Consider the following 19963-nt stretch of genomic DNA (forward strand, 5'->3'; position numbering starts at 1 on the left):
GCCAATTGCTAAAACCATCATGAAGCCAACTCGCACCATTTCGACAGTCGAAGTTCATACCGGCGGCGAAGCGTTCCGCATCGTCACCAGCGGATTGCCTCGTTTGCCCGGCGACACGATCGTGAAGCGTCGTGCGTGGCTGAAGGAAAACGCCGACGAAATCCGCACTGCACTGATGTTCGAGCCGCGCGGTCACGCCGATATGTACGGCGGCTATCTGACCGAACCGGTTAGCCCGGGCGCCGACTTCGGCATCATCTTCCTCCACAACGAGGGCTACAGCGACCACTGCGGACATGGCGTGATCGCGCTGTCCACCGCTGCGGTCGAGCTTGGCTGGGTGCAACGCAGCGTTCCGGAAACGCGTGTCGGCATCGATGCTCCGTGTGGCTTTATCGAAGCATTCGTTCAGTGGGATGGCGAACACGCCGGTAACGTGCGATTCGTGAACGTCCCGTCGTTCATCTGGAAGCGGGATGTGACTGTCGAAACGCCGTCCTTTGGCACGGTAAAAGGCGACATTGCTTTCGGCGGCGCGTTTTACTTCTACACCGACGGTGAGCCGCACGGCCTCGCCGTGCGCGAATCGTCGGTCGAGAAACTGATCCGCTTCGGCGCAGAGGTGAAGGAAGCCGCGAACAAGGCCTACCCGGTCGAGCATCCCGGGATCCCCGAAATCAACCACATCTACGGCACCATCATCGCCAACGCACCGCGGCACGAAGGCTCGACACAAGCCAACTGCTGCGTGTTCGCGGACCGTGAAGTGGACCGCTCACCGACCGGCTCCGGCACCGGTGGACGCGTCGCCCAGTTGTACCTGCGCGGCGAACTCGGCAAAGGCGAGACCCTGGTGAACGAATCCATTATCGGCACGGTTTTCAAGGGGCGCGTGCTCAGCGAGACGACCGTCGGCAACTTCAAGGCAGTAGTTCCGGAAATCGAAGGCAAGGCATTCGTGTGCGGCTTCGCGACCTGGATCGTGGACGAGCGCGACCCGCTGACTTACGGTTTCCTTGTCCGGTAGAAATAACGCGCCGTTACGAAACTCGCACCGCCGTTGCACCTGTGTCCGCGCCCGCCGCCTACACTCCGAACCGTGCTTGCCAGAAACAGCGGCGCGAACACCAATGGTGCAAGCTCGAGTGGCACGACATGGCAGCCAGGGCTATTGAGCGGGTTCCAAAGCGAATATTTCACACAAGTGTTTATCATGAACGTCAATAATCGAATCAGGATGCTTGCCGCGGCTGCCATGTTAGGACTGGCGGCAGCCGGGACCGCACAGGCCGCCGGCTGCCTGAAAGGCGCTGTCGTCGGCGGCGTAGCCGGACATTATGCGGGCCACCACGCCGTTGCCGGGGCCGTTGGCGGCTGCATCGTGGGGCATCACGTTGCGAAAAAGCATGCGCAGGAACGAGCCGCAGAACATCAGGCCGAACGCGCCCAGAAGCTGAACACCTGATCCCCCGCCGGGCCTTTCGCTACAGCCGCCGGGGACGCCCATTCAAGCTGTGATATCCTGGCGGCACGCGACTTGCGCTATATTCTGCTCAAGAGTTGCATTCAGAGCGAAACACAAGTAGAAATGGACGAACGAAAACGAGAAAGCATCGTGGCCTATCTGCGGCGTCGGATGGCCGAATTTGGTATCGAACCCGAAGATATTGCCGCATCAATTGCTGCAGACGCCGCGCAAATGCGCGCCGCACGTTACCGGGATGCGGCTGGCCACACGTGGGACGGCAAGGGCGACGCCCCGCGATGGGTGGTGCAGGCGACGAGCGCGGGGCAGTCGCTCGAGCATTTTGCAATCGGCGAGACGGCTGACCAGCAGCCGGTGAAAACCCCCAGCGTGGACTGGCGCCAGGACCCGTTTGCCGGCAGCCGCCTCGCAACGATCAGAACGGAACACTCCGGCGCCGCCTGAAAACATCACCTTTAGCTGCCGGCGAGGCGTGAAAGAGAAACTTCAGTCGAATTCGACATCATTGTTATTGCGCAGTGCGTCCAGTCGTCGGATTTGTTCCGGCAGAATCCGGCCTTGCGACAAGGCTGGAAGGTGATCGATATCGAAGAACTGGACGGCGTCGGTTTCGGCTCCGCATATTTCGCCCGCACGCACAATTTCCCCCAGGAAAACCAGCTTCCAGATGTGAAACACGGAAGGCGGATGTCCGTGCTTGAGCATATCCCACACGGCCAGCAGCCGAACGATGTTCACCGTGTAGCCGCTTTCTTCACGAGCCTCTTTTGCCGCGTTCTCCGCAGGCGAAACGCCTATGTCCGCCCAGCCGCCGGGCAGGGACCACAAACCATCCACGGCCTCCCGCACGAGCAGGATTTGACCGGATGGATTGAAGACGGCGCATCTGACATCGAGTTTGGGATTCGCGTATCCCGTTTCGAAAGCAAAGAGCGCGGCGACATCGCCGGTTTGCATGGACGCCATTTCCGCGAGTTGCTGATGCGCGATACCGGCGATTTCCGTGTACCGTTCCTTGTCGAACGGGCTCGTCGCGTAGTGCAATCCCGATTGCGCAAGCGCCAGTAGCCGGCGCGCCTGTGCAAGGCGCGCGCTCAGCGATTGTTGTTCGGCAGGCGTGTGCATCGATGCTGCCTCACCTTTTCGCCGCGGTGCCGTAGCAGTCAAAAGCCAGTGTGTCGAAGTCGGTCAATTCCATGGTGATTCCTTTTGGAAGGGCATGTCGGCAATCACATTATCCATGCCCCGCTTCGACGGCGCGAATCGAACAATGGCGATCGATTCCGCCATGTTCTGGCGCATGTCATCGAAAAGGCGCTTCTGGAAAAGCATCGCGTGCACGTATGCGGCTGTCAACCAGGCGATCGCCCTGGCGCTCCGCGCGCGTCACGCCGGGCGGCGGCGCGCTCCGGCCGCCAGAACGCGAACACGAGCATCCCGGCCAGCGCCTGAGCGGCCACGACGAACGCCACGCACCCCGCCCAGCCCCAGCGGTGCCATGCTGGAATCGGCAACACGGAGCCGAGGCTGCCGCCGAAGTAATAGCAGGAGAGATAGATCCCGATCGCCGTGGTCCGGGCCCCGGCGGCGGCATGCGAAATGAACGCGTTGGCGCAGGCCTGCTCGACGAAAACCGCCGTCGAGCCGAGCGCGAGCCCAACCAGGATCGCGCCGACGCTATCCGGCAGCGTCAGCAGGCTGCCCGCGATCGCCAGGCCGACCGCCGCGAGCGCGAGATCGCGCGGCCCGCGGTGCCTCGCGAGGCGTCCCGAAATGGGCGTGACGACCACCGCCACGAGGAACACGGCATAGATCGCGCCGATTCCCGCTGTCGAGAACCCGAACGGCGCACGCGTGAGCCGCAGGCCCACGAAGGTGAACGTCGCGACCTGAGAGGCGAGCACGCACGCGCCCACGGCAAATGAAGCGAGCACCGGGCCGCGCATCATGAGTTTCCATTGCGTCTTGGTCGTGGGGCTGCCGTCCGCGCGCACCGCACCCGATGCGGGCAAGCCCGCGTAGATCGCGAGGCCCGTCGCGAAGCTGAGCACCGCCACGACGTCGAGGGCGTGCCGCCAGCCGAGCATCGACGTGAGCAGGTTGGTGACGAAGCGTCCCGCGAAGCCGCCCAGCGTGGTGCCGGCCACGAAGATCGCGCTCACTTCGGTCGCGCGCTCGCGCTGATAGCGTTCGCCGATGTACGAAATCGACATGGCGAAAATGAACGGCATCAGCACGCCGGCGGCGAAACGCGCCGTGAGGAACGACGCAAAACCCGGCGCGTGCGCGGACCAGACCACGGGCAGCGCCGATGCGAGCGCGGCAGCGACGATCACGTTGCGCCTGTCGAAGCGCGTCGCCAGGGTGCCGACGAACGGCGCGATAATGGCGACAGCCAGCGTGGTCGCGCTCACGCCCTGCCCGGCGCGTTCCGCGCTCACGCCGAATGTGACGGCGAGTTCGCGCAGAATGCCTTGTGTGGCGTAGAGATTGATGAAGGCCGCGAAGCCGCACAGGAAGACGGCGGCTCGAATGGATTGGTCTTTCATGCTTGACGCCCTGTTTCGTCCAACCGCCAGTCTGAGGACCGGCCAACGCGCGCGCCAATACCGTTTTCGTCGCCATTGATACCGCCAGAACAAGAATGCTCGACCTGCGCCGCCTCCGCTATTTCGTCACCGTTGCCGAAGAACTGCACTTCGGGCGCGCCGCCGTGCGCCTGAACATCGCGCAGCCGCCGCTGACGCGCCATATCGCGGCACTGGAAACCGAACTCGGCATCCGCCTTTTCGAGCGTTCGACCCGCGCCGTCAAACTCACGCCCGAAGGCATGTTGTTCCTCGAGCGAGCACGCGGCGTGCTGCACGCCGTTGGCGAGGCGCAGGCGAGCGCACGCAAGCTCGCCCAGGGCGTGACGGGCCGCATTGCGATCGGCTACACGAGTTCGATTCCCATGTCCGACATGTTCGCGGCAGTCGTGCGCCACGCAGGGCGCGCGCTGCCCGAGGTGGAACTGACGTTTCGCGAGGCCGCCACCGCAAGTCAACATCGGCAGCTCGTTGAGGGCGTGCTCGACATCGGTTTTGGCTGGTCTGCGGCGAACGCCCGCGAAGACGGACTGTGCTCGCTCGTGATCGCGCGTGAGCCGCTCGTCGCCGCCGTGCCGAGCGGCAGCGTGCATGCGCGCAAGCAGTCGATCGACTTCGCCGAGTTGCGCGACGAGACGTTTCTGATCTTTCCGCCGGGATATGGATCGGCGCTGACGGCAGCGCTCGATTCGTTGTGCGCGCAAGCTAATGTGGAGCCACGCATCGGGCCCACCGCTTCGCAGACTGCCGCGCTGGTCTCGCTCGTCGCGGCCGAACGCGGCGTCGCCATCGTGCCGGCCTTCACGATGGCACTGCAACGCTCGGGCGTGGCCTATGTGCCGTTGCGCGACGCGCCTGCGCTCGACCAGACTGTCTCGTGGATCGAGCCGTTCACCTCGACGTGCGTGGAGCGTTTCGTTGTGCTTGCGCGGTCGGTTGCGCAACGGGGCACGCGCGGCACCTGAATCGTGCGAACGTCAGACCGGTGCCGACGTCGCGTCCCGCGTGCGCGTGGCATGCGCGGCCCGCTTCAAGCGCGCCACGCCTTCGCGAATCTCATCCACGTTCGGCGCGGCAAACGAAAGGCGCAGCGACGCGGTGTCCGGCTCATCGGCGAAAAACGCCTTGCCCGGAACAAAAATCACCTGGTTCGCAATAGCGTTCGGCAAGAGCGCATCGATCGACACACCCGGAATGCGCGCCCACACGAACATGCCGCCTGCAGGTTGATGAAACGCGATTTCGCCGCCGAATTGCTCGCGCAAACCATCGCAAAGCGCTGCGCATTTGCGCCGATACGCTTGCGTGATATGCGGAAGATGCCGTTCGAGCGAGCCCGCCTCCAGATAGTGCGCGGCGATCGCCTGGGTCCACGGTGTGCTGCACAGGTCGACGGTCTGCTTGGCGATCACGCAGCGCCGCGTGATTTCGGCGGGCGCGATGGTCCAACCCACGCGCAAGCCAGGCGCGACCACTTTCGAAAGACTCGAGAAATGCACGATCCAGGCGCGCGCGCCCTGCACTTCGCTTGCCAGCGCCAGCATCGACGGCACCGCGTTGCCCGCGAAACGCAGATCGCCGTACGGATCGTCCTCGACGATCACGAAGCGGTATTGAACGGCGAGGCGCAAGAGCGCAAGGCGCCGCTCGCGTGTGAGCGTGGCCCCGGTGGGATTCGCGAAGGTCGGCACCGTGTATAGCAGCTTCGGTCGTGCAATCGCGCCCGAAGCGAGCCGCGCGGCGAGACTGTCCACGTCGATACCGTCGCCGTCTACCGGCACCGTCACCACACGCGCCTGCTGGAGCCGGAGCGCCTGCAGCGTGGCCGGATAGGCGGGCTGCTCCGTCAAGGCCGTGTCGCCCGGACCAAGCAGCACGCGCAACAAGAGATCGAGGCCCTGCTGCGACCCTGTCGTGACGAGCATCTCTTCCGGCGCGCAGGTCACCCCGCGGCGCGCCATCAGCGCGAGCAGCTGCGTTTTCAGTTCGGGCAAACCGTCGGTCGGCCCATACTGAAGGCAACGCGTGGGAGCTTGCCATGCCTCGCCCGCTGCCGCCTGCAGTCCGTCGGCGTCGAACAGGTCGCTGGCAGGATAGCCGCCCGCGAAGGAAATCATGCCTGGTTCTCCCAGGTACCTGAAAAGCTCGCGAATGGGCGAACCGGCGGGATGCTGGAAGGGCGCGGTGAAATCGTACATGGCGGACATGGAGTCGATGGCGGTTAAGCGCGGCAGCGGACAAGCTTCGAGTGTGGTCAGATCACGGGCTCTTTTGCGTAACCTGCCCCCTCGCCGTCACACGACGTTCTTTTCGACGATCGGCCGGTTTTCCAGTACACGCGACCAGTCGAGCGAAGACAGATCGAGCGTCGTATACCGGCCGTTGAGGATCAGCTCGCTCACGCCGCGCCCGGTTGCCGGCCCCTGCTGCAGACCGTGCCCGCTGAAACCATTGGCAAACACGCAATTGTCGATGGTCGGGTGATAACCAATGATGGCATTCTGGTCGAGCACGTTGTACTCGTAATAGCCGGACCAGCAGTTCTCCACGCGCAGCGCCTCGAAGCCCGGCACGCGGTGCGCAAGCGTCGGCCAGATCACGTCGTCGAAGATGGCGTGATCGACTTCGTCGAGCGGCAGATCGTTCGGGTCGTTCTCCGCGCCCGGCGACGTTCCGGTGATGTACGTGTTGCCCTCGGGGCGGAAGTACACGCCGGACGGGTCGATCAGCAACGGGCACGCGGCGAGCCGCGCCGGCGACGACACGTTGAAAATGCTGCGGCGGCGCGCATAAACCGGAATGTCGATGTCCATCATTTCCGCAAGCTTGCGCGCCCACGCGCCGGCTGCGTTCACGAGCGTGTCGCAGGCATGGCGTTCGCCGTCGCCCGCGATCACGTGCGTGACCTTGCGGCCACTGCGCACGACGCCGGTCACATCGGCCGGCACGTAGCGTGCGCCGAGCGACTGCGCCTTCTTGCGCAACGCCTGCACGAGGCCGTAGCCGTCGAACCAGCCCTCACCGCTGCGGCCATACGCGCCGCTTGCGAGATCCTCGACGTTGAGCCAGGGAAACTTCGCGTGCAACGCGTCGCGCGGCAGGAGTTCGATGTCCGCGCCAAGACGCGTTTGCAGCGCGTGATTCTCGCGCAGCGTCGCATCGCCCGCCTCGGTGGCGAGGAAAAGGTAACCGCCCTCGTGCAGATCGATCGACGGACGGCTGCCGTTCACTTCGAGCCGCTCGCCAATGCCGCGCAGAAACTCGATGCCGAACAGCGACATCTGGATCGACAACGGCGTGGAAAACTGCTGCCTGATCGATGCGGCGGACAGCGCCGACGACGAGCGCGCATAACTCGGGTCGCGCTCGAACACGGTAACGGCAACCGTCGGGTCGGATGCGCGCAAAAAATAGGCAATAGAACTACCGATTACCCCGCCGCCAACGATAACGACTTGAGAACTCACGACTTGCTCCAGATTGCGGATCACTGCTGCGCGCATGGATTGGGTTTGCGCGAATCGATCCATCGACCGGGTGCACGATGCGCCCGGTCATGGCGGTTCAACTACGCCAGGCGCGCTTATTCGACGTTGAAATCGATGCCCTGTGCGAGCGGCAGCGCCGACGAATAGTTGACCGTGTTGGTCGCGCGGCGCATATACGCCTTCCACGCGTCCGAGCCCGACTCGCGGCCGCCGCCCGTTTCCTTTTCGCCGCCGAACGCGCCGCCGATCTCCGCGCCGCTCGGCCCGATGTTCACGTTCGCAATGCCGCAATCGCTGCCCGAGGCCGACGTGAAGCGCTCGCTCTCGCGCAGGTCTGTCGTGAATACGCACGACGAGAGGCCATGGTGGGCGGCGTTGTTCGCCTCGATCGCGTCGCCGAAGTCGCTGTACTTGAGGACGTAGAGAATCGGCGCGAAGGTTTCCTTCAGGACAACTTCGGTTTGCGCCGGCATCTCGACGATCGCTGGGCGCACGTAGAAGCCCTTTTCGCTGCCCGCCACCGTGTGACGCTCGCCGCCGAACACCTTGCCGCCCTCGCGCCTCGCCTGCTCGAGCGCCGACTGCATGCGGGCGAACGACTGCTCGTCGATGAGCGGCCCCATCAGCGTGCCCTGTTCCAGCGGATTGCCGATCACGACCTTGCCGTAGAGCGTCTTCAGGCGCTCGACGGCCTTGTCGTACACGCTCTCGTGCACGAAGAGGCGGCGCAGCGAAGTGCAGCGCTGGCCGGCCGTGCCGACTGCCGAGAACAGGATGCCGCGCAGCGCGAGTTCGAGGTCGGCGGTGGCGGAAACGATGCCCGCGTTGTTGCCGCCCAGTTCGAGCAGCGAGCGGCCAAAGCGGCGCGCGACTTCGACGCCGACGGTCCGGCCCATTTCGGTGCTGCCCGTTGCGCTCACGATATTCGAGCGCGGATCCGCCACGAGTTTCGCCCCCACTTCGCGTCCGCCAACCACGAGGCTCGTGAGGCCTTCGGGCGCATCGCCGAATTCCTTCAACACATCCTGCATGATCTTGTTGACGGCTACCGCGGTGAGCGGCGTCTTTTCCGAAGGCTTCCAGACCACGGCGTTACCGCACACGAGCGCGAGCGCGGCGTTCCACGACCACACGGCGACCGGGAAATTGAACGCGGAAATCACGGTGCACACGCCCATCGGATGCCACGATTCGGCCATGCGGTGGCCCGGACGCTCCGAAGCAATCGTCAGACCGTAAAGCTGGCGCGAGAGGCCGACCGCGAAGTCGCAGATGTCGATCATTTCCTGCACTTCGCCGAGGCCTTCCTGGAAGATCTTGCCGGTCTCCAGCGAGACGAGGCTGCCGAGCGCGCGCTTCTGCTCGCGCAACCTGTTGCCGAGCAGGCGCACGAGTTCGCCGCGGCGCGGCGCGGGCACGTTGCGCCAGGTCTTGAACGCCTCCTGCGCCTTCGCGAGCACGGCGTCGACGTCGGCTGCCGACTGGCTCGCGACGCGGCCGATCAGTTCCCCGTTGATCGGCGAATGCACGACGATGTCGCCCGCTTCCGCGAGCTGGGAAATGCCGAGATCCGAGAGGATGGAGGAGGCTTTCATAGGTAGAATCCCTTAAAATTTCCAATAAGAAACATTGCTACTTTAGGAAACTATACACGCGCAATTTTGCGGCGACAACACGCAACCACGGGAATTTCGCCATGCCGCGGGTATCGCCGCCGCGCGGCTTTCGGCCATGGAAACGGCATGAGGCCGCCCTGCAGGCGGACCCGCGATTTCCTGTTGGAAACAACGCATTGGGCGCCGACGGTGCCGGCGCCCTTCAACCTTCAAGGTAGCAGAGGCGAGACATCTCAGTCCGCGGTTCGCGTCGTGACCGGCACCCACGCCACGTTCTTGACCTGATACAGCGTCGAACTCGGACTCTTCAGGTCGCCCTGGGCATTAAAGGCGATCTTGCCCGTAATGCCGTCGTAGTTCGTGGCCTTCAGCGCGGCGTTGAACTGCGCCGGCGCCGCCGAGCCCGCCTTCTCCATCGCGTTGATCGCGACCCACGCTGCGTCGTAGGCGAACGGCGCGTAGGCGAGCATGTCGATGCCGTACTTCTGCCTGAACTTCGCCTCGAAGCCCTTACCCTTGGGCAGCGTGCCAAGTGGCTGTCCGTATTCCCACACCGAAGCGCCATCGGCGGAAGCGCCGGCGAGCTTGATGAAGTTCGCGTCCATGACGCCGCCGCCGGCGAGGAATTGCGCCTTCAGACCAAGCTGGCGCATGCGCTTGACGATCATCGCGGCCTGCGCATCGAGGCCGCCGAAGAATACGAGATCCGGATTCGTGCGCTTGATGCTCGTGAGCTGGGCGCTGAAATCCACGGCCTTGTCGTTCGTGAACTCGCGCGCGACGATCGTGCCGCCGCTCGCCTTGACGGCCTTCTCGAACTCGTCGGCTTCGCCCTGGCCGAAGGCCGTGCGGTCATCGATGATCGCAATGCGGCTCGCCTTCGTCACCGTCGCCGCATAGTTGCCCGCGTTGCCGGCGTTTTGCGAGTCGGTCGCGATGACGCGGTAGATGGTCGGCGAGCCGCTTTGCGTGATGGCCGGATTCGTAGCGGCCGGCGTGATCATCGGAATGCCCGCCTTCGCGTAGATCTTCGAGGCCGGCAGCGTCGTGCCCGAATTGAAGTGGCCGATCACGACGGCCACCTTGTCGTCCACGAGTTGCTGCGCGACCTGTACGCCAATGCGCGGATCGCTCTGGTCATCCTGCGAGTCGATCACGAACTTGACGGGCTTGCCACCGAGGGTGGGATGCGCGGCGTTGGCTTCGTCCACGGCCATCCGCACTCCGTTTTCGATGTCCTTGCCGTACGCCGCGCCGCCGCCCGTGAGCGGGCTGGCCACGCCGATCTTCACGACCGTTTCCTGCGCGCTCACCGCGCCGGCAACCAACATCAACGACGCTGCGATCGCGCAGCCACGACGAGAAGCGAGGAAACGAAAAGACATGCGATATTCCTTGGGAATCTGGAGCCGGCACGTGACGCGTCCGAATGGTCACGCGGACCTTCGGCGCACAGGATTCGTCTTGCGCCGTCGATGCAGGACGGCGGGACGTGAACGGATTGTCGGCAGCGGTTCCGGCGGCATCAAACGAAAACTAATCACCACGTAATGCGCTTCCCTCATCAAGCCCGCTCACGCGGGGGAATACGGCAACGCGTGACGCGGTCTCGCGGGTATTGGGAGATACCCGATTGCCCCGACGGGCCCGCTTGTGGGTGGCTGTCATCCGGGACCGGCTTGCGCGCGCCACGCCTTGCGCCGTCTGGGTTTGCGTCAGAAATCATCAACTTCCGGGCGGTCAACTTACTTAGCCATGCTTGTTAATCGCGGCATGGCGCGGCAAGCGCTGCGCGATACACAAATGTTATGATCGGAAACATAGAGTACGATGCGAGCACCCAGCGAACCCTCAACGAACCCTCAACGAACCCTCAACGAAGCCCCAGCAAGCACCCCGAGTTCCCGAATGGAAACCCCGTCCCTCAAGCCCGCCGAGCACGCTTCAGCGGAGCTGGGCAAGCGCGTCAAGGCCGCCCGGCTGAAGCACGACTACACGCTCGAGGCCGCCAGCCGCGTGTGCGGCGTGTCGCGCTCCACGCTCTCGAAGGTGGAGAACGGCGTCATGTCGCCAACGTTCGACGTGCTGCAGAAGATCGTTCACGGCCTGAAGATCGACCTCGGCGAACTGTTCGGCTCGGCTCCCAGGCCGCGCGCGAGCGGACGCCGCGCGCTCACCCGCAAGGGTGGCGGGCAGCGGCATTCGGCAGGCTGCTATCAGATGGAATTGCTGGCAACGGAACTCGCCCACAAGGCGATGCACCCGTTTCGCATTCGCGTGACGGCGCACTCGCTGGACGAGTTCACGGAATGGGGCCGGCATGAAGGCGAAGAATTTCTCTTCGTATTGAGCGGCTCGGTTTGCCTCTATTCCGAGCTTTACGCGCCGACGCATCTCGAAGCCGGCGACAGCCTCTATTTCGACAGCCGCACGGGACATGCGGCCGTCTCCACGAGCGAAGAAGACGCGGAAGTCCTCTGGCTCATCAGCGAACCGCACCCGGACACGCAGGACGGCGCGCCGGGTATTTGATCCTTCTTGCTTACGCGGCGTTCGCGGTCATTTTGAAGATGCCCGTGGCGTTGCCCGCATCGAAGCGCAAATCGGTCTGCCAGCGCCGCGTGACCTGATCGAACGTGCGCTTGCGCGTGATGAATTCGTAGAACGAGCCCGGCACCTCGCGCGACACGCGCTGGCCGCCGGCCGCGCGGAACTCGCGCGTCACGGTGTCGGCGCGATACGCCGTCTGGAACACGCGGCCCGAGCGCGAGGTCTCGACGCTGGGCTTCATCGGCCGCCCCTTGGCCTTCTCGTCGTCCGAAAGCCTGAATACGTCTTCCACCCGGTCGGTCGCGTGATTGAAGGCGTTGCCTTCCGTTGCGATCCACGCCATTTCCGCGGACTCCTGCAGCAGTGTCTCGTAGTCCGAAATAGACGGCACATCGTGCTGGCGCGCGAATGCACCGACGATCACGGGCAGCAGCTGCAGCGCCGCATCGCGCGGCAGCGAGCCGTCGCGTTCGAGCTCGGAGAGCTGCGCAATGGCGAGCGGCGTGAGCGGATCTTTCGACGCGCCCACCACGTTCGTCACGGCTTGCTGGAACGCCGCCGAAAAACGCTCGGGGTGCAGCTCGCTCACGAAGAATTGCGCGATCTCGTCGGGCGCGTCTTCGTGGGCGTAGGCGCGTCCCGTCATGCCGAGCTTGTCCAGCGGATAGCGGCCGTTCAGGCGAAAGCCGAGCGGACGCAAAATACGCGTGAACGCCGCTTCGCCGGGCGGCAGCGCGCCGTTGTGCGCCCAGCGCACCGTGCGCAGCGCGCCATGGTCGAAGTACACCGCGCCGCCCTGCGCCACCGTCTCGTTCGTATACGCGCGGCCATTGGGCGAGCGCTCCAGCAGGCCCTCGAACAGCGCCATGTTCATCGCCTGGGCGAGTTCGGCGCGCGTGACGGTGTCGCTTTCCCAGTCTTCGAGGATCGAAGGAAAGTTCAGCGTTGCAAAGAGGGTCTCGGTTTTCTCGCAGCCAAGCAGCGCGGACAACAAGCGTTCTACGTTCGAATTGCGCATCACCAATCTCACAGGAAACGGCCACCTGCCGCCTGGCAGCGGCCATCAAACGGGCCTCTGGTGGCCATCGGCTTCGGCCAGCCATACATGAAACGCATTATTCGAATGGTTGCGCACCGCGTAAAGCGAGATTAAATTGTCACTTGATGAGTTTCTGGAATCAACATGCGCAAGTTCAAGATCCCGAACATCGGCGCGCTGACGGCCTTCGAAGCCGCGGCGCGGCACGAGAGCTTCACGCACGCCGCAAGAGAGCTGTTCCTCACCGAAAGCGCGGTATCCCGCCAGATCGCCACGCTCGAATCGAATCTCGGCGTGCGCCTTTTCGTGCGCGCCAAGCAGCGGGTCGTGCTCACGCGCGCGGGCCGGCTCTACAGCACCCAGGTGCGCCGTGCGCTCGAAAACCTGGATCGCGACACGCTCTCCATCATCGCGCACGGCAGCGGCGGCGGTTATCTCGAACTCGCCGTGCTGCCGACCTTCGCCTCCGAATGGCTGATTCCGCGCCTCAAGGACTTCTACGACCGCACGCCCGACGTGCGCGTGAACATGGGCGTGCGCACCGAGACGTTTTCGTTCGAGGAATCGCATTTCGAAGCCGCGATCCACTACGGCAAGCCAACCTGGCCCGGCACGTCGTCCGACTTTCTGTTCGGCGAGGAGGTGGTGCCCGTCTGTTCTGCGTCGCTGCTCGCGCGCCCCATCAAGAAGGCGCATGAACTGCTCGCCTACCCGCTGCTGCACTCCACCACGCGCCCCGACGCATGGACGCGCTGGTTCTCCGACCTCGGCGTGGAAGACAACGCCACCATGCACGGCGTGCGCTACGAACTGCACACGATGCTGATCGCCGCGGCCGCCGCCGGCCTCGGCGTGGCGCTCGTGCCGAAGTTCTTCGTGGCAGGCCAGCTCGAGCGGTTCGGCATTGTCGTTGCGTTCGAAGCCCCGGCCATTGCCGATGGCGGCTACTATTTCGTCTATCCCACCGAACTCAGCCACGGCAAGCCACTGGAGATGTTCCGCGCGTGGCTGCTCGAACAGGCGAGCGCCTACAACGCCTCGCAAGACCAACGCTGATCCACGGGTCGAGCATCCGGAATATACGATCAGAAAAAAGTTTCCTATAGGAAATAATTTGGGTTAGCATCGGACGAAATCACTTCTTCGTCGCGAGACTGTCATGGAAGACGTCGTCGTCATCGGCGCGGGCATCATCGGGGTCTGCGCTGCGCTCAATCTGGCGCGGCGCGGCATGCGTGTGCATATCGTCGACAGCGCGCCGCCCGGTTCGGGCTGCTCGTTCGGCAACGCCGGCCTGATCGCGGTCGATCACGTGGCGCCGCTCGCGAGCCCCGAGACGATGGCCGGCCTGCCCCGCATGCTGCTGCGCCGCGACAGCCCGCTACGCCTGCACAAACGCAGCCTGCCGCGCATGGCGCCATGGGTGCTGGAGTTCTCCGCGCAGGCGCAGCGCCCGCGCTACCGGCGCAATACGCGGGCGCTCGCGAGTCTCGTGACCGGAGCGGCGCAAGCCTGGCGTCGTCTGCTCGACCGGCACATCGCCGGCGACCTCTTTCGCGACATCGGCTCGCTCTATGTGTTCGAGCAGCCCGTTGCGCACGCAACGGAACGTGCGCAGCTCGAACTGCTCGACCGGTACGGCGTGCGCTACGAAAATCTCACGGCCGAGCAGGTGCGGCGCGACTATCTGCCCTCGCTCACGCCGCATATCAGCCATGCGCGCTACTTTCCCGGCATGGCTTCGGTCACGGATCCGCAGCAGGTCGTCGAGCGCATTTTCGAGGCCGCGCTCGCAGCGGGCGCGCGCTTCACGCGCGCCGCCGTCGATGCATTGCGCGCCCTGCCCGACGGCCGTATCGGCGTCACACTGAACGGCACGGCGCACCCGGCCGCGAAAGTGCTGATCGCGGCCGGCTCGCGCAGCGCCGAACTCGCGCAGCAACTGGGCGCGAAGATTGCACTGACCAACGAGCGCGGCTATCACGTCCAGCTCGGCGCGCCCTCGCGAAACACGTTGCGCGTGCCCGTGAGCTTCGTCGAGCGCGGCTTCACCTGTAACCCGATGGCGCAAGGCATCCGGCTCGCCGGCACCGTCGAACTCGGCGCGCGCGGCGCACCCGACTGGCGCCGCGCCGATCTGCTCGCCACGCAATTCCGGCGGCTCTTTCCCGGCGCGCGCGCGGCGCAGGTCGCAAGCCGCTGGTACGGCGATCGCCCCACGCTGCCCGACTATCTGCCGATGATCGGCGAGATGCGCGGCGTGCAGAATGTGTTCGTCGCGACAGGCCATCAGCATCTGGGCCTCACGCTCGGGCCGCTCAGCGGCGAACTCGTCGCACAATTGATGGCGCGCGAGACGCCCGCCGTCGATCTCGCGCCGTTTCGCATCGACCGCTTTTGAGGCCGGGATCGGAACTCACGCGGCCCCCCCACGCATCATTCATCAGGAGAGAAGATTCGATGGAGCCCATCGCGATATACGACGACGCCGCCACGGCGCGCCTGCTCGACTTCGGCGCGCTGCTCGACGCCCTCGCCACGGCCGCGCAGGACCACGACGCAGGCCGCATTCACGCGCCCGTGCGCACGGGCGTGCCGCTCAAAGGCAACGGCGTCATGCTCTCGATGCCCGCCAGCGCCGACGACATCGCCATCCACAAGCTCGTGAGCGTGTGCCCGGCCAACACGGCGCTCGGCCTGCCGACCCTCTTCGGCGCGGTGACGGTGTGCAACGGCGCGACGGGGCAGCCGGAGTTCATCCTCGACGGCCCGACCGTGACGGGGCGGCGCACCGCGGCGCTCTCCATGCTGGGCGTACGCGTCTTTCATCCCGGCGCGCCACGCGCGTTTCTGGTCATCGGCACCGGACAGCAGGCGCGTTTTCATGCCGAGGCGATCGGCCAGCTGTATCCGGCGGCGACGCTCTACGTGAAGGGCCGGACTGAGGCGTCCGAAGCGGCATTGCGCGCTCACCTCGCACAGTGCGGCGTGCACGCGACGCCCGCGCACGGCGCGGTGCCGGAAGACGTCGATGTGGTCATTGCCGCGACCACGAGCAAGACGCCCGTGTACGACGCCGCGGCGCGCAAGGACCGGCTCGTGATCGGCGTGGGCGCTTTCACGCCGGACGCCGCCGAAATCGCACCGGAAACGGTGCGCGCAAGCCGCGTGTTCGTGGACGATCTGGCCGCCGCGCGTGAAGAAGCCGGCGACCTGCTGCAGGCCGGCGTCGAGTGGGCGAACGTGCACACGATCGGCTCCGCCGTGGCAGAGGGCGCGAAGCATGACGGCGCGCCCGTGCTGTTCAAGACGGTCGGCAGCGGCGCGTGGGACCTCGCCGCGTGCCGCGTAGCGCGCGACATGCGCTAGTCCGCCATCTGCGTGCGCGGATTAGAATCGCACATCGACCGCGCAGCACGGTCCCATCCAAGACCCAGGGCATACGCACAATGACGACGAGCGCTCCCCAACCCGCCGTGAAAGTCCTGCGCGGCTGTGTCATCGAAACCACGCATATCGCCCACATTGCCGTGGTCGACGCCCACGGCCGCCTGCTCTACGCATTCGGCGACCCGCAGCGCATGACGCTCGTGCGCTCGGCGGCCAAACCCGCGCAGGCGCTCGCCGTGGCCGAAACCGGTGCGCTCGAACGCTTTCGCTTCGACGACGCCGATCTCGCGCTCATGTGCGCCTCGCATAGCAGCGAGGACCGCCATATCGAACGCGCGCGCGCGATGCTCGCCAAGGTGTCCGCTGCGGAATCGGATCTGCGTTGCGGCGCCCATGCGCCGCTCTCCGACGCCGTCTACAAGGCGTGGATCAAGCGCGACTTCACGCCGGGCGCGGTATGCAGCAACTGCTCGGGCAAGCACGCGGGCATGCTTGCGGGCGCGCGTGCCATCGGCGCGGCGCTGGCCGATTACCATCTGCCTTCGCACCCCTTGCAGCAACATGTGAAGCGGGTGGTGGCCGAGGTTTGCGACCTTCCCGAGACGGGCGTCGAGTGGGGCATCGACGGCTGCAATCTGCCCACGCCGGCCTTCCCGCTCGAGCGGCTCGCCCGCCTGTTCGTGAAGCTAGCCGATGCGCAGGACCGCGCCGGTTTGCCGGGACCGGCCGCGACCGACACGCGCTCGCAGGCGCTCGCCCACATCTATCGCGCGATGACGTCGTATCCGGAACTCGTGGCGGGCGAAGGCCGCTTCTGCACGGCGCTCATGCGCGCGTTCGAAGGCGCGCTCGTCGGCAAGCTGGGCGCGGCGGGCAGTTACGCGATTGGCGTGCGTGCAGGCGCGGCGACGGCGCCGCATACGGGCGGCCCGGCGTTGGGTATCGCGGTCAAGATCGAGGACGGCGATCTGACCGCGCTCCATGCCACCGTCGTGGAAGTGCTCAGGCAACTGGGCATCGGCACGCCGGAACAGCTCGCACAACTCAGCAAATTCGACGCCCCGCGCATCGTCAACACGATGGGTGTCGAGACGGGCTGCGTCGCGCCGCAGTTCACGCTGGAGCGCGTCGATCACGCGCCCGCCGGGTAAGGAATCGACGCACCGGGCGCGGGGCTTTGAAAGCCCGCGCCGGAGCACGCAAAAGCGCACGCAAACGTGCTCGCCACAGCGCTCACAGCAACGCCACGACCTTCACGTCGCTGCGATCGGCCGATGCCACGACCTTGCCGTCCACGCGGCGGAACATGAGCGTCACCGTATGCTTGCCCACGCGCAGATCGCCCACTTCGAGCCAGTCGATGCCTTCGGGCAGCATGGGCTGCTCGACGCGCACCTCGTTGCGCGCCGCGTCGATCGTCACGCCAAGACACGCTTCGAGCATCATGAACGGCGAGCCCGCGGCCCAGGCCTGCGGCAGGCAGGCCACCGGATACGCAGTAGGCGGCTCGCCGCGCCGGCGCGGGAACCCGCAGAACAGTTCGGGCAGACGCATGTCGAACGTCACCGCGGCCTCGAACAGCGCCTGCAAGAGGCGCACCGCGGCCGCCTTGCGGCCATAGCGCGCGAGACCGCGCGCGCACAACGCGTTGTCGTGCGGCCAGACCGAGCCGTTGTGGTACGCCATGGGATTGAAACGCGCCTGGCCCGCCGCGAGCGTACGCACGCCCCAGCCCGTGTGAAACAGCGCCGATTCGAGCACTTCCGCCACGGCGCGGCCGCGTTCCTCTTCGGGCAGCCCGAAGGCGAGCAGATGGCCCGCGTTCGACGCCAGCACGCGGCAAAGATCGCCGTGGCCATCGAGCGCAATGCCGTAGAACTCGGACTCCGGCATCCAGAACTTCTCTTCCACGCAGCGGCGGATCCTGGCGGCGCGCGCGGCATAGCGCGCCGCGTCTTCCACCTGGCCGCGATGCGTGGCGAAGCGCGACATCGTTTCGAACGCCGCGCTCGCGTATGCCTGCACTTCGACAAGCGCGATCGGGCCATCGGGGAAACGGCCGTCCGCATGGAATACGGAGTCGTGGCTGTCCTTCCAGCCCTGGTTCGCGAGGCCGCCTTCCGATTCGCGCCGGTAGTCGAGCAGACCGAGCTTGTTGCGCTCGCACACACCCGCGACCCAGGCCGCCGCGCGTTCCAGCGCCGGCCACAACTCGTCGATCAGCGAGACGTCGCCCGTGCGTTCGACGTAAGCGCCCGCCAGCACGACGAAGAGCGGCGTGGTATCCACCCCGCCGTAGTAGAGCGCGAACGGGACTTCGCCCGTGGCGGCCATCTCGCTCTTGCGCATTTCGTGCATGATCTTGCCGACCGCCGCGTCGCGGAACGCCGAGTCCTCGCGCGCCTGATGTTCCGCGAGAAAACGCAGCACGCCGCGCGCGAGCGCGGGCGTGAGCCACAGCGTCTGCAGCGAGGTGATGACCGCGTCGCGGCCGAACGGCGTGGAGAACCACGGGATGCCGGCATAGGGATACGGGCCGGTCGGCAGGTCGGTGGTGAGCAGACCGAGGTCGGCGATCGAGCGGTTGATCCACGCATTGAAGAGCGGATTGCTCGAGCGCAGGTGCGCCGCCGCGCGGCGGCGTTCGCGCATCACGATATGCGAATCCACCAGCGCGGCACGCTGCGCGGCGCGGCCCACGCGCTGCTCCTGCGAGTCCGCGAGGCAATGCGGCGGCTGGAAAATGCCCGCGCTCTGCGTGCCGGGCGCGGCGCCGGGCAATGCCTCGACTTCGATCGCCACCGTGAGATAGACCGAGACGCAGGCCTGCGCCGGCAGATCGACCGTGAAGTCGGCACGATCGGCAAGGAGCTTGCTCGGCGTGGGCGAGAACTCGATACGCACGCGCCGCGCGACCTTGTCGAGGCCGATGTACTCGAGCCGCACCTCGCCGTCTTCCACGCGCGGCGGCATGAGCGTGCCGCGTTTTTCGCGCTTCAGGCCGCGCACTTCGAACATGTCGCGGAAGTCGCTCGCGAACGAGATGGAAAGCGGCACCACGGCGTCTTCGGTCCCGTAGTTCGTGAGTTCGATGGCCTCGGTCATCATCGTGCCGGAGAGCACGCGCTCGCGCTGCACGTGAATCACGCCTTCGGGCGTGGTGCTGCCGCCGAGCGGCGGCAGCGGACGATTGGTGAGGTGGGCCGTGAACACGGCGTTGTCGCTGCTCACGCTGCCCGAGAGCAGCGAGGGCACGCGCCCGCCGAACGTGAGGCGCAGCGACGAGAGCACGCGCGTGTCGTTGACGAACAGGCCGTCGTCGATACCGGTGATGTCGCCGAGCGGATCGTTGACGATGAAGGTTCCGCCCGACTTCAGCACATGCTGGTCGGCGCTTGCGACCTCGGGCGTTTCGGGCGCGATGAACGCGCCATCGGTTTCCAGGGTGTCCTGGTCGGGATGATCCACGCCGCTCGAGCGCGTGACGCCACCGAGTGTTTCAGGATCCTGCATTGCTTGCCTCCTGGGTCCCATGCAAAGGGTTGCGGTACGGTTCGCTTGCGGTTGATTGTAGTGGCTTCGGCGCACGCGTTGGCGTCGAATGCGAAGAATAGGCGAGCGTGACGCGCAAAATCGGTGGCAAATCGCGGCGCGAGCAAGGAACGTGCGCGGAAAAAATTGCGGGCGCCGGCACGACGTAACGTGCGGGCGCCCGTGAAGGCAATGCGCTCGCGCGCCAGCAACGGCGCGCGCCTCGAGGCTCAGCGCTGCGAAATCGGCTTCGCTTCGCGCGGCGTTTCGCCGAC

18 protein-coding genes are annotated in these 19963 nt (G+C 65.6%); 9 read left to right on the forward strand and 9 right to left on the reverse strand.

Features of this window, described 5'->3' with window-relative positions:
• Positions 1 to 19: 19 nt before the first annotated feature.
• From lhpH to BHE01S_RS03765, 3 genes are all read left to right on the forward strand, one after another.
• On the forward strand, positions 20 to 1027 hold the full coding sequence (lhpH, locus tag BHE01S_RS03760; RefSeq protein WP_042260639.1) for a trans-3-hydroxy-L-proline dehydratase: 1008 nt from the start codon (positions 20 to 22) through the stop codon (positions 1025 to 1027).
• 186 nt (positions 1028 to 1213) lie between these two features.
• Entirely contained in the window at positions 1214 to 1465 is a 252-nt protein-coding gene (locus tag BHE01S_RS36465; RefSeq protein WP_084068533.1) for a hypothetical protein, read from the forward strand.
• Positions 1466 to 1537: 72 nt separating this feature from the next.
• Complete coding sequence (locus tag BHE01S_RS03765) at positions 1538 to 1930, forward strand: H-NS family nucleoid-associated regulatory protein (protein ID WP_321894898.1); 393 nt, start codon at positions 1538 to 1540, stop codon at positions 1928 to 1930.
• A gap of 42 nt (positions 1931 to 1972) precedes the next feature.
• Here BHE01S_RS03765 and BHE01S_RS03770 read toward each other — a convergent pair whose 3' ends face one another.
• From BHE01S_RS03770 to BHE01S_RS03775, 3 genes are all read right to left on the reverse strand, one after another.
• Positions 1973 to 2611: an NUDIX hydrolase gene (locus tag BHE01S_RS03770; protein ID WP_042260641.1), complete on the reverse strand. Its 639-nt coding sequence runs from the start codon at positions 2609 to 2611 to the stop codon at positions 1973 to 1975.
• Between the two features lie 63 nt (positions 2612 to 2674).
• On the reverse strand, positions 2675 to 2818 hold the full coding sequence (locus BHE01S_RS37585; protein WP_157025102.1) for a hypothetical protein: 144 nt from the start codon (positions 2816 to 2818) through the stop codon (positions 2675 to 2677).
• Between the two features lie 20 nt (positions 2819 to 2838).
• Positions 2839 to 4035 carry an MFS transporter gene (locus BHE01S_RS03775; RefSeq protein WP_042260642.1) on the reverse strand — a complete coding sequence of 399 codons (1197 nt, stop codon included), beginning with the start codon at positions 4033 to 4035 and terminating at the stop codon, positions 2839 to 2841.
• Positions 4036 to 4130: 95 nt separating this feature from the next.
• Here BHE01S_RS03775 and BHE01S_RS03780 point away from each other — a divergent pair, with 95 nt between their 5' ends.
• Complete coding sequence (locus BHE01S_RS03780; protein ID WP_042260644.1) at positions 4131 to 5039, forward strand: LysR substrate-binding domain-containing protein; 909 nt, start codon at positions 4131 to 4133, stop codon at positions 5037 to 5039.
• Between the two features lie 12 nt (positions 5040 to 5051).
• On the opposite strand, the gene BHE01S_RS03785 is transcribed toward BHE01S_RS03780, so the two are convergent.
• From BHE01S_RS03785 to BHE01S_RS03800, 4 genes are all read right to left on the reverse strand, one after another.
• Complete coding sequence (locus BHE01S_RS03785; RefSeq protein WP_042260646.1) at positions 5052 to 6272, reverse strand: aminotransferase-like domain-containing protein; 1221 nt, start codon at positions 6270 to 6272, stop codon at positions 5052 to 5054.
• Positions 6273 to 6368: 96 nt separating this feature from the next.
• A complete protein-coding gene (locus BHE01S_RS03790) occupies positions 6369 to 7541 on the reverse strand; it encodes an NAD(P)/FAD-dependent oxidoreductase (RefSeq protein ID WP_042260803.1) in 1173 nt (390 codons plus the stop codon).
• A gap of 116 nt (positions 7542 to 7657) precedes the next feature.
• Positions 7658 to 9157 (reverse strand): L-piperidine-6-carboxylate dehydrogenase, encoded by a 1500-nt coding sequence (amaB, locus tag BHE01S_RS03795; RefSeq protein WP_042260648.1) that lies wholly within the window; start codon positions 9155 to 9157, stop codon positions 7658 to 7660.
• 254 nt (positions 9158 to 9411) lie between these two features.
• Positions 9412 to 10563: a branched-chain amino acid ABC transporter substrate-binding protein gene (locus BHE01S_RS03800; protein WP_042260650.1), complete on the reverse strand. Its 1152-nt coding sequence runs from the start codon at positions 10561 to 10563 to the stop codon at positions 9412 to 9414.
• Between the two features lie 523 nt (positions 10564 to 11086).
• Between BHE01S_RS03800 and BHE01S_RS03805 the strand changes: the two genes are divergently transcribed.
• Positions 11087 to 11710, forward strand: coding sequence for a helix-turn-helix domain-containing protein (locus tag BHE01S_RS03805; protein ID WP_042260652.1), 624 nt, complete (start codon positions 11087 to 11089; stop codon positions 11708 to 11710).
• A 10-nt stretch (positions 11711 to 11720) separates the two neighbouring features.
• On the opposite strand, the gene BHE01S_RS03810 is transcribed toward BHE01S_RS03805, so the two are convergent.
• Positions 11721 to 12746 carry a DUF1338 domain-containing protein gene (locus tag BHE01S_RS03810; RefSeq protein WP_042260654.1) on the reverse strand — a complete coding sequence of 342 codons (1026 nt, stop codon included), beginning with the start codon at positions 12744 to 12746 and terminating at the stop codon, positions 11721 to 11723.
• Positions 12747 to 12911: 165 nt separating this feature from the next.
• Here BHE01S_RS03810 and BHE01S_RS03815 point away from each other — a divergent pair, with 165 nt between their 5' ends.
• The 4 genes from BHE01S_RS03815 (at position 12912) to BHE01S_RS03830 (ending at position 17308) form a co-directional block, all read left to right on the forward strand.
• On the forward strand, positions 12912 to 13823 hold the full coding sequence (locus BHE01S_RS03815) for a LysR family transcriptional regulator (RefSeq protein ID WP_042260656.1): 912 nt from the start codon (positions 12912 to 12914) through the stop codon (positions 13821 to 13823).
• Positions 13824 to 13926: 103 nt separating this feature from the next.
• Positions 13927 to 15168 carry an NAD(P)/FAD-dependent oxidoreductase gene (locus tag BHE01S_RS03820; RefSeq protein ID WP_042260658.1) on the forward strand — a complete coding sequence of 414 codons (1242 nt, stop codon included), beginning with the start codon at positions 13927 to 13929 and terminating at the stop codon, positions 15166 to 15168.
• A 59-nt stretch (positions 15169 to 15227) separates the two neighbouring features.
• On the forward strand, positions 15228 to 16136 hold the full coding sequence (gene lhpI / locus BHE01S_RS03825; RefSeq protein WP_042260661.1) for a bifunctional Delta(1)-pyrroline-2-carboxylate/Delta(1)-piperideine-2-carboxylate reductase: 909 nt from the start codon (positions 15228 to 15230) through the stop codon (positions 16134 to 16136).
• 80 nt (positions 16137 to 16216) lie between these two features.
• Positions 16217 to 17308, forward strand: coding sequence for an asparaginase (locus BHE01S_RS03830; RefSeq protein ID WP_042260663.1), 1092 nt, complete (start codon positions 16217 to 16219; stop codon positions 17306 to 17308).
• A gap of 82 nt (positions 17309 to 17390) precedes the next feature.
• Here BHE01S_RS03830 and BHE01S_RS03835 read toward each other — a convergent pair whose 3' ends face one another.
• A complete protein-coding gene (locus tag BHE01S_RS03835; RefSeq protein WP_042260665.1) occupies positions 17391 to 19670 on the reverse strand; it encodes an amylo-alpha-1,6-glucosidase in 2280 nt (759 codons plus the stop codon).
• Between the last annotated feature and the right edge of the window lie 293 nt (positions 19671 to 19963).

Source organism: Paraburkholderia heleia NBRC 101817 (genome assembly GCF_000739775.1).
Taxonomy (GTDB): Bacteria; Pseudomonadota; Gammaproteobacteria; order Burkholderiales; family Burkholderiaceae; genus Paraburkholderia; species Paraburkholderia heleia.

Bases quoted from the DNA above. Each gene is read 5' to 3' on its own strand.
- BHE01S_RS03800 (WP_042260650.1), bottom strand. From the start codon at position 10,563: ATGTCTTTTCGTTTCCTCGCTTCTCGTCGTGGCTGCGCGATCGCAGCG.
- BHE01S_RS03785 (WP_042260646.1), bottom strand. From the start codon at position 6,272: ATGTACGATTTCACCGCGCCCTTCCAGCATCCCGCCGGTTCGCCCATT.
- BHE01S_RS37585 (WP_157025102.1), bottom strand. From the start codon at position 2,818: ATGCTTTTCCAGAAGCGCCTTTTCGATGACATGCGCCAGAACATGGCG.
- BHE01S_RS03820 (WP_042260658.1), top strand. From the start codon at position 13,927: ATGGAAGACGTCGTCGTCATCGGCGCGGGCATCATCGGGGTCTGCGCT.
- BHE01S_RS03805 (WP_042260652.1), top strand. From the start codon at position 11,087: ATGGAAACCCCGTCCCTCAAGCCCGCCGAGCACGCTTCAGCGGAGCTG.
- lhpI (WP_042260661.1), top strand. From the start codon at position 15,228: ATGGAGCCCATCGCGATATACGACGACGCCGCCACGGCGCGCCTGCTC.
- BHE01S_RS03815 (WP_042260656.1), top strand. From the start codon at position 12,912: ATGCGCAAGTTCAAGATCCCGAACATCGGCGCGCTGACGGCCTTCGAA.
- BHE01S_RS03775 (WP_042260642.1), bottom strand. From the start codon at position 4,035: ATGAAAGACCAATCCATTCGAGCCGCCGTCTTCCTGTGCGGCTTCGCG.
- BHE01S_RS03770 (WP_042260641.1), bottom strand. From the start codon at position 2,611: ATGCACACGCCTGCCGAACAACAATCGCTGAGCGCGCGCCTTGCACAG.
- BHE01S_RS03780 (WP_042260644.1), top strand. From the start codon at position 4,131: ATGCTCGACCTGCGCCGCCTCCGCTATTTCGTCACCGTTGCCGAAGAA.
- BHE01S_RS03835 (WP_042260665.1), bottom strand. From the start codon at position 19,670: ATGCAGGATCCTGAAACACTCGGTGGCGTCACGCGCTCGAGCGGCGTG.
- lhpH (WP_042260639.1), top strand. From the start codon at position 20: ATGAAGCCAACTCGCACCATTTCGACAGTCGAAGTTCATACCGGCGGC.
- BHE01S_RS36465 (WP_084068533.1), top strand. From the start codon at position 1,214: ATGAACGTCAATAATCGAATCAGGATGCTTGCCGCGGCTGCCATGTTA.
- amaB (WP_042260648.1), bottom strand. From the start codon at position 9,157: ATGAAAGCCTCCTCCATCCTCTCGGATCTCGGCATTTCCCAGCTCGCG.
- BHE01S_RS03810 (WP_042260654.1), bottom strand. From the start codon at position 12,746: ATGCGCAATTCGAACGTAGAACGCTTGTTGTCCGCGCTGCTTGGCTGC.
- BHE01S_RS03830 (WP_042260663.1), top strand. From the start codon at position 16,217: ATGACGACGAGCGCTCCCCAACCCGCCGTGAAAGTCCTGCGCGGCTGT.